General features: G+C 67.2%; 9 protein-coding genes. 1 reads left to right on the top strand and 8 read right to left on the bottom strand.

Annotation, left to right across the window (positions count from 1 at the left end; all coding sequences use genetic code 11):
• Together ACTHL9_RS16925 and ACTHL9_RS16920 are read right to left on the bottom strand one after the other, a co-directional pair.
• A partial coding sequence (locus tag ACTHL9_RS16925) for an endolytic transglycosylase MltG (RefSeq protein WP_440520446.1) occupies positions 1 to 452 on the bottom strand: 452 nt, incomplete at its 3' end.
• Positions 453 to 661: 209 nt separating this feature from the next.
• Positions 662 to 1024, bottom strand: a complete 363-nt coding sequence (locus ACTHL9_RS16920) for a hypothetical protein (protein ID WP_440520445.1) — start codon at positions 1022 to 1024, stop codon at positions 662 to 664.
• Positions 1025 to 1198: 174 nt separating this feature from the next.
• Between ACTHL9_RS16920 and ACTHL9_RS16915 the strand changes: the two genes are divergently transcribed.
• Entirely contained in the window at positions 1199 to 2431 is a 1233-nt protein-coding gene (locus ACTHL9_RS16915; protein WP_440520444.1) for an MFS transporter, read from the top strand.
• A 9-nt stretch (positions 2432 to 2440) separates the two neighbouring features.
• On the opposite strand, the gene ACTHL9_RS16910 is transcribed toward ACTHL9_RS16915, so the two are convergent.
• The 6 genes from ACTHL9_RS16910 to ACTHL9_RS16885 form a co-directional block, all read right to left on the bottom strand.
• Positions 2441 to 3355 (bottom strand): cation diffusion facilitator family transporter, encoded by a 915-nt coding sequence (locus ACTHL9_RS16910; protein ID WP_440520443.1) that lies wholly within the window; start codon positions 3353 to 3355, stop codon positions 2441 to 2443.
• Entirely contained in the window at positions 3352 to 3678 is a 327-nt protein-coding gene (locus ACTHL9_RS16905; protein WP_440520442.1) for an ArsR/SmtB family transcription factor, read from the bottom strand. Before ACTHL9_RS16905 ends, ACTHL9_RS16910 begins: the two co-directional genes overlap by 4 nt.
• 30 nt (positions 3679 to 3708) lie before the next feature.
• Positions 3709 to 4638 carry a patatin-like phospholipase family protein gene (locus tag ACTHL9_RS16900; RefSeq protein ID WP_440520441.1) on the bottom strand — a complete coding sequence of 310 codons (930 nt, stop codon included), beginning with the start codon at positions 4636 to 4638 and terminating at the stop codon, positions 3709 to 3711.
• Between the two features lie 178 nt (positions 4639 to 4816).
• On the bottom strand, positions 4817 to 5395 hold the full coding sequence (locus ACTHL9_RS16895) for a VanZ family protein (protein WP_440520440.1): 579 nt from the start codon (positions 5393 to 5395) through the stop codon (positions 4817 to 4819).
• 77 nt (positions 5396 to 5472) lie between these two features.
• Positions 5473 to 5961 carry a variant leucine-rich repeat-containing protein gene (locus ACTHL9_RS16890; protein ID WP_440520439.1) on the bottom strand — a complete coding sequence of 163 codons (489 nt, stop codon included), beginning with the start codon at positions 5959 to 5961 and terminating at the stop codon, positions 5473 to 5475.
• 2 nt (positions 5962 to 5963) lie between these two features.
• Positions 5964 to 7099 (bottom strand): FHA domain-containing protein (locus ACTHL9_RS16885; protein ID WP_440520438.1); only part of this gene is annotated, 1136 nt, incomplete at its 5' end.

The following is a 7099-nucleotide window of genomic DNA, read 5'->3' as shown; positions in this document are numbered from 1 at the left end:
TCCACCCCCGCCGACTTCGCGATGATGTCCAGCGACTCATCCACCCGCAGCCCCGCACTGAGCGCGAAATACATCACCTTCGCACTGTCCCCCGCCAGCACCTGCGCCGCATCCGAGGACTTCATCTGCTTCTTGAACGTGAAATCACCCGGATGGATCTTCCCGCCGGCGTCGCCGAAGGCGCGGACGAACGTGTCGGCGTCCGCGACGACCCCGTCGTTCTGCAGCTCCTGCGCGATCGTCAGAACCCCAGCGCCCTGCTGGACGGTGACCACGACCTCGCCTGAGCCCGGGCCCGGATAGTCCCTGATCTTGTCCATGCCGAGGACCGAGCGCAGTCCCAGCGCGGCCACGATGGAAGCACCAATGACCAGGGTGATGGCAACGCCCATGGCAATCGCGGCATGGCGCAGCGGACGATGGCGATGGTGCCGCCTTGTGGAAGTGGTCACACCGTTGGAAGGTGGGAATGACGGCTTCTCCGGCACCCCCTGCACCTCCGTTCCGACGGGGCCGGTGGCGGGGATCGTTGGGGCGCCAGAGGACGGGTCGTGACTCCTGTGGGTGTTCACCCGGATGAGGGCTCCTGTCTCGTTCACGCGGCGACGCAGCGCAACAAGAAAAGTACCCGTTTCTGGAGTCACTCAAACAACAGGATGCCCTACCGGTGCACCGAGTCGATGATCACCCGCACGCCGCCCGATGCCGTCGTCCTGATCCGCCGCCTCGACTCCCCCAGATACCCGAGCGGAAGCTGCTTGGAGCCACCCCGCCCGTCGTTGCTGGAGCGCCCCCGATAATGCCGCACCGTGGCCTGGGCGATGAGCAGGACCTGTCGCTGCTGATGGGACAGCTCGTCCCACGCCTCGGTACTCATCGCAGCGATGGCCTCGCCGACAACCTCAGCCTGAGCTTCTTCGTCTCGGGCCTCGATCCCCGTCGGCGGGCCGCCGGAGCCGTCCGCCAAACCGCAAGCCCTGAGCACCCTCAGAGCGTCGATCACAATTGCACGTTCTGCGTACACCTTTCCTCCCCCGAGTCCTGCCCCCAACGATTCAAGTCTGCGCGCGGGCCCACGCCCGAGTCCTGAGTAGCGGCTACTCGATTCCGCCCGGGCGTCCACGCGCCATCACCTAAGTACTCACGTGCCGCCTCGAGAACGACCGGCTGGAAGACTCAGGCTGGAAGAATGGGAGCCATGCCCAATGGCCGCACTCCCGCACAAGAACGCCCGCCCATTCTCCGGCCCTGGCACTTCGTGCTCGCCTTCGGAATCGTGAGCCTGCTGGCGGACATGGTCTACGAAGGGGCGCGCAGCATCATCGGCCCGTACCTCGGGACGCTCGGGGCGAGTGCCGCCGTCGTCGGCCTCGTTGCCGGGGCGGGGGAATTCATCGGCTACGGTCTCCGCGTTGTCTCGGGATATGCGGTGCGCCAGACCGCCCACTATTGGGCGTGGACCATCACCGGCTACGCCTTGACGGTCCTCAGCGTTCCCTTCATCGGCGCGACCGGCGCGATTGCCCCGGCCCTTCTCCTCTACGGCACCGAGCGCCTCGGCAAGGCCGTGCGCTCCCCCGCCAAGGACACCCTGCTCTCGCACGCCTCGACCAGCACGGGCCGCGGCAGCGCCTTCGGCGTTCACCAGGCGCTTGACCAGACCGGCGCCATGCTCGGCCCCCTGCTCCTCGCCGCCGTCCTCGCGTGGCGCGAGGGCGACTATCGTCTCGCCTTCGGCGTCCTCGCCGTGCCGGGGGTGCTCGTGCTCGCCCTGCTCTTCTGGCTGCGGTCCCGCGTACCCGACCCCGCCGCCTATGAGCACGGCACCGAGGGCGCGGAGCAGCAAAAGCCGCGAACGACGGCGGAGCCCACGCCCCGCGCGTCCCTCCCCGCGCGCTTCTGGCAGTACACCGCAGCTGTCGGCGTGCTGTCCTTCGGCGTCGCGCCATTCCCGCTCATGGCGTTCCACGCCCAGACCACGGGACTCCTGAGCGACGCTTTGGTCCCGGTGGTGTTCGCGGTGGCGATGGCGGTCGACGGGCTCAGCGGTCTGATCGTGGGCCGGATCTACGACCGGCGCGGGCCCCTCGTGCTCCTCGCCGTCCCCGTCGCGGCCGCTGTCGCCGCGATCGCGTTCGGCAACACGGCGGCGCTCGTCTGGGCCGGTGCTGCAGTGTGGGGCGTGGTCAACGGCGTCCTGGACTCGACGGTCAAGGCCGTCATCACGGAGCTCGTTCCCTCAGGCTCTCGGGCAGTCGCCTTCGGGTGGCTCGCCCTGGTGCGCGGCCTCGGTCTCCTTGTGGCGGGCGGCATCCTCGGTGCGGCGTACGGAATCCAGCCGGGGGCGACCGTCGTCGTCATCATCGTGGCGAACGCCGTCGCCTTCGCCGGACTCGCCTGGGTGCTCCGACGGATGCGGCGGCGAGAGTAACCGGCGCCCTCAGTGGTGCAGCTGCTCCTGGTCGCGGTGCGCCGCAGTCTCGAGCTGGAAGGTGGAATGCTCCACCGGCAGGTCGAAGTGCTCGGCCACGCACTGCTGGAGCTGGGACAGGATCTCCTGGGAATGCCCGTCCATCAGGCACTCGTCCCTAAGCGTCACATGCCCGGTGATCACCGGGGTGCCCGTGCCGATGAGGGTCGCGTGCAGGTCGTGGACATCGAGGACGTGCGGCAGGGCAAGGATGTGGTCGCGCACGCTGCGCAGGTCGAGGCCCTTGGGCGTGGCCGCCAAGAGGACATCCGCGGTCTCCTTGAGGAGCCGCAGCGTCCTCGGCACGATGAGAGCGCCGATGAGCATCGAGACGAGTGCGTCGGCGCGCGTCCAGCCAGTCAGCGCGATCACGATGGCGGCGATGATCACCGCGGCCGAGCCGAGTGCGTCGTTGAGGACCTCGAGGAAGGCTGCCCGCAGGTTGAGGCTCGACTTGCGCCCGCCCGCGAGGACCGCGAGGGCGACGGCGTTGCCCACCAGGCCGATCACACCGAACCAGAGCATGGCCGAGGAGCCGACCTCGGGGGGCTCGATCAGGCGCCGGATCGACTCGACGAGAACGAACGCGCCGACCACGAGCAGCAGCCCGGCCTGTAGGCCGGCCGCGAGGATCTCGGCCCGCTTGTACCCCCAAGTCCGCTCCGGCGTGCGCGGCCTCAGCGCGAGTGACGCCGCGATCAGCGCGATCACGAGCCCAGAGGCGTCGGTGAACATGTGCCCCGCGTCGGCCAGCAGGGCCAGCGACCCGGAGAGCACGGCACCGACGACCTCTGCGATCAGGATCAGCACCGTCACGCAGAGGGCGGCGAGCAGCCGCTTGTGGTCGTCGGTCGCGTGGGCGTGCGAGTGGTCGTGGCCGCTCACTGCGGGCACTCCGGCACGTCGCAGGAGCAGACGGATTCGACGGTCAGGATCACGCTCAGCAGGTCCCCGAGGGCGTGCGCGAGCTTCTGGTCGGCGAGTTCGTAGCGGACGCGCCGCCCCTCCGGCTCGGCGACCACGAGGCCGCAGTCGCGCAGGCACGCCAGATGGTTCGACAGCACCTGCCGGCTCACGCCGATCCCCTCGGCGAGGTCGCCCGAATAGGCCGGGCCGTCCTTGAGCCGCATCAGGACTGCCGACCGCGTGGGATCCGCGAGGGCCTTCCCGAAGCGCGCCAGAACCCCGTTCCTCGTCAAGGTCTCCACCTGCAAAACCTTACAGGAGTTCGTGTAGCGTTACGACGGCTCAGCTCCCCAGAACTCGGCCAGCCTCTTCGCGAGCGCGCGGCCCTGGTCGTAGCCGCCTCGCGCCGCCTGCGGGCGCGTCGAGGGATCCAGTGCATTGGCGTCGAAGACGTCTCCTGCACCGGCGTCCGGGAACACCGTTTCCACCTGGCTGCCGGCGGCGCGCAGTTCGCTGACCTGGGTCGCAAGGTCCATTCCCCACTCGAGCGGCATCCGCGTCCTGCCGCCGAACGGCGACATCACGAGCACGCGGCCGTATCCGGCCGCGAGATCGGCGTTCTCGCTGCGCCGGTATCCGCCGTCGAGATAGCGGTCCTCGCCGATCCAGTAGGGCGTCATCGACGAGGTGCTTGCCGCCACGGCATCCACGAGGTCGATTCCGCTGTTTCGGTCGAACGCGATCGGATCCCCGGTCCGGGCATCGACGGCCGCGATGAGCACGAGCCGCTCCGGCCAGTCATGGTTGGAAAGCCGAGCGGCGACGATGTCTCGCCAGCGGGATGCTGCTGCGCCCTTGGACGCATCCAGGTCGAGGGCGGCGGCGCCCATCCTGCGCCGCATATCCGCAGGGCTTTCGGCGGAGGCGATGATGCCGTCCGACCATTCCATATCGCCCGCGCCCGAAACCCTCGGGGCGGGGCCGCGCCCGGGGCGGTCAGGGCGCGACGGCGGCACCTCGGAGAGGATGGCGGCGTACAGGTCGGCCGGTCGGGTCCCGCTGGTGATCTGGGCCGCGGCGGTCGATCCGGCCGACGTCCCCACAATGAGGTCGGCATTGGTGACGTCGACCCCGGCCTCGGCGAGGCCGGCAATGACGCCAATTTCCCAGGCGTTGCCGGCAGCTCCGCCGCCGGCAAGAACCAAGGCCCGCTGGGTGGGATGAGCCGCCTGGTGTGCAGCGTAAGAAGAAGAGATGTTCATGGGGAGTCGTCCTTCGAAAGGTGCCTGTTCGGCGCTCCCAGTGGCGGCTAGTTCAGCCGCGGATCGTGGACGGCAGGGGAGCGCCCATTGCGGATACTGCATTCATGGGTCTCACCTCCTGCTGATAATTCACGACCGGAAGGGACATTAGCACGGCCGGCGGCGCATTGCGATGACTTCACAGGTGCAATCGGACGACGAAGAGGAAATAGCACCAGACGGGCACCGAAAGCAGTGACAGCACGGCCATCCCAGTGCGCACGAGGGATTGCTCGCGCAGGAACGCGGAAAGCAGCCTGAAGATGAGGATTCCCATGATTCCTCCGACGCAGTTCAGGATCACGTCGTCGATGTCCGATGCTCCAACCGCAAATACGCCCTGGATGATCTCCACAGAGACGCTGACCAAGGCGACTAGGAGCATGGCCAGCCATGCGGCCGCCCGCTGTGGGAGCCACGACACGTAGACCCCAAGCGGGACGAAGATCAGGATGTTCCCCACGACGTTGGCGAACGCCACCCTCCCGGCACCGGAAGAGTGGCTGGACATGAATTCCGCGATACTCGCGAACGGGATGAGATTGATCGATCTCTCCGAGCCCGGTGCGCGGGAGAAGAGCAGCAGCCGGAGGAGGAAGGCCGCGTAGAGAGCAAAGACGGCGACGATGACCACGGTCTCCGCTTTCGCCCGTTTCGTGGCGAATCGCCGGCTCGGCACATCATCCGTTGCTGCGCTGGGTTGCGGTTGGGCTTCCATCCCGTGCGACGTTACCGAGGGATCCTGTCGTGCGCCTGTGAGACCTGGATCAGCAGATATCCGATATTCGGGAACACCTAGTGCGAATCGAGTTGGCGCCGCGCAGTGACGGCATCGCGCACTTCTGTTCCTCCGTGCTCCCAAAGCCAGTCAAGCAGGCCGGGGTACGCCGCTGGATGTCGAGCAATCTCTGGCCAACGGCTGTGGTCTCGCACAGCGACCTCCATGAGCTCGGCCGCCGATAGATGGCCGAGCGCCTCGATGGGGGGCTCGGCCGAGAGGCTGTGTCCCTGCTCTCCCACCTGGAGCGAACTGGCTCCGCGAACCGCCTTGCCAATAACGGCGACTACAGCGAGCAGAGCAATGACGGGAGCAATCATGACAACGCTCGGATACCGGAAGTACGGAACGCTGGCCAGCACCAGCGACATGAGCACAAGCCCACCCCCAATGCCGCCTGAAGCAAGCCGAGTTCGGGTCGAGATCCCCGACACCGGAGCGATAACAATGACGAGGGTGATGAGGCCCGACACCAAGATCAAAACGTCATAAATGCTCCAGTGCACTGCTAGTTCCCCCTCAGTCGGACGACGAAGTCCCCGAAGCCGATCTGCCACCCATCGGACGCGGGCACAGCCGTCCCAGCCGGACACGGGGTCACCTCGCCGGCAAGGTTGGTGAGCGCCGTGCCGTTGGTTGAGTGGAGGTCGGTAACCCACAGGAGTCCATCTCGGGCCTGCAACGTCGCGTGGGTCTTGGAGACCGATTGGGTCTGATCGTTGAGCCGCAGTTCTACAGCTGAGGGGAGATGTGCGGGCGGTGCGGGATTACGACCAACAACGATCGCATCGCGGATCTCCGCTGTCTCGCCTCCAGGCAATTCGATGACCCACTTCAGGGTTTCCCGAGGCGCGGAAAGGCGGGTGGCATCGAGGTCTTCCTCCTCGAGTTCAATCGAGACCGGCGGCGGAACCTCGAGGGGCGATTCCGCGGCACGCGAGAAGCCTGGCACTGCGGTGACGAGCCCCAGAGAAGGTCCTGCCTCTCGTGGCGCCCCGGCTTGTGCCGGTGGGGCGAAGGTCGCCGCCGGCGCGGGTGACAGCGACGGGGGCAAGGCAACCACTGGCGACGGCGGAGGGGACGACGGCGGATGCGGCGGCTTGGGCGGCATCCGAGTCTCACCGCCGTGAGGAGGTGGCGGCGGAGGCGGGGGCGGCAGTGGTATGGAAGCCTGCGCGCTCCGCGCACCAGGGCCAGTCGCAGGCCCGGCCTCCATCTCCACGCCCTCGCGCAAGCTCACGCGCGCGGAGGGATCGGCAGCCCGGACCTGGTCCGCCAGGTTGCGAACGAACTGCATATACGTGTGGTGGGCCACCATCCGCTTGGTCGACACGGGAATGAAGCCACCGACCGTCTGCTGGTTCGTCATGTACCAGTCGATTCGGGTTGACGCGAAGGTGGCCCCTGACCGCACATCGAAGTCAAGGAAGAACAGCATGAGCTTGTTGAAGGAAATCAGGTAGTCGTTGATCCGGAACTCGATCTGCCGATCGGCTGATCGCGTCGTAACAACGCGCTGCTTCCCTTTGAGGAGATCGCCTGTGCTTTCCTGCGCGGCCCTCTGAGCCATGTTGGCGACCTGTTCGATCGACAGCGACGTCTCGATATCGACGCCGTTCCAAGCATATTTGTGCGGCTTGCCCA

This window comes from Sinomonas sp. (assembly GCF_051955515.1).
Taxonomy (GTDB): domain Bacteria; phylum Actinomycetota; class Actinomycetes; order Actinomycetales; family Micrococcaceae; genus Sinomonas.
The sequence above is the reverse complement of the archived record's forward strand: the minus strand, read 5'-3'. Positions and strand labels throughout refer to the sequence as shown.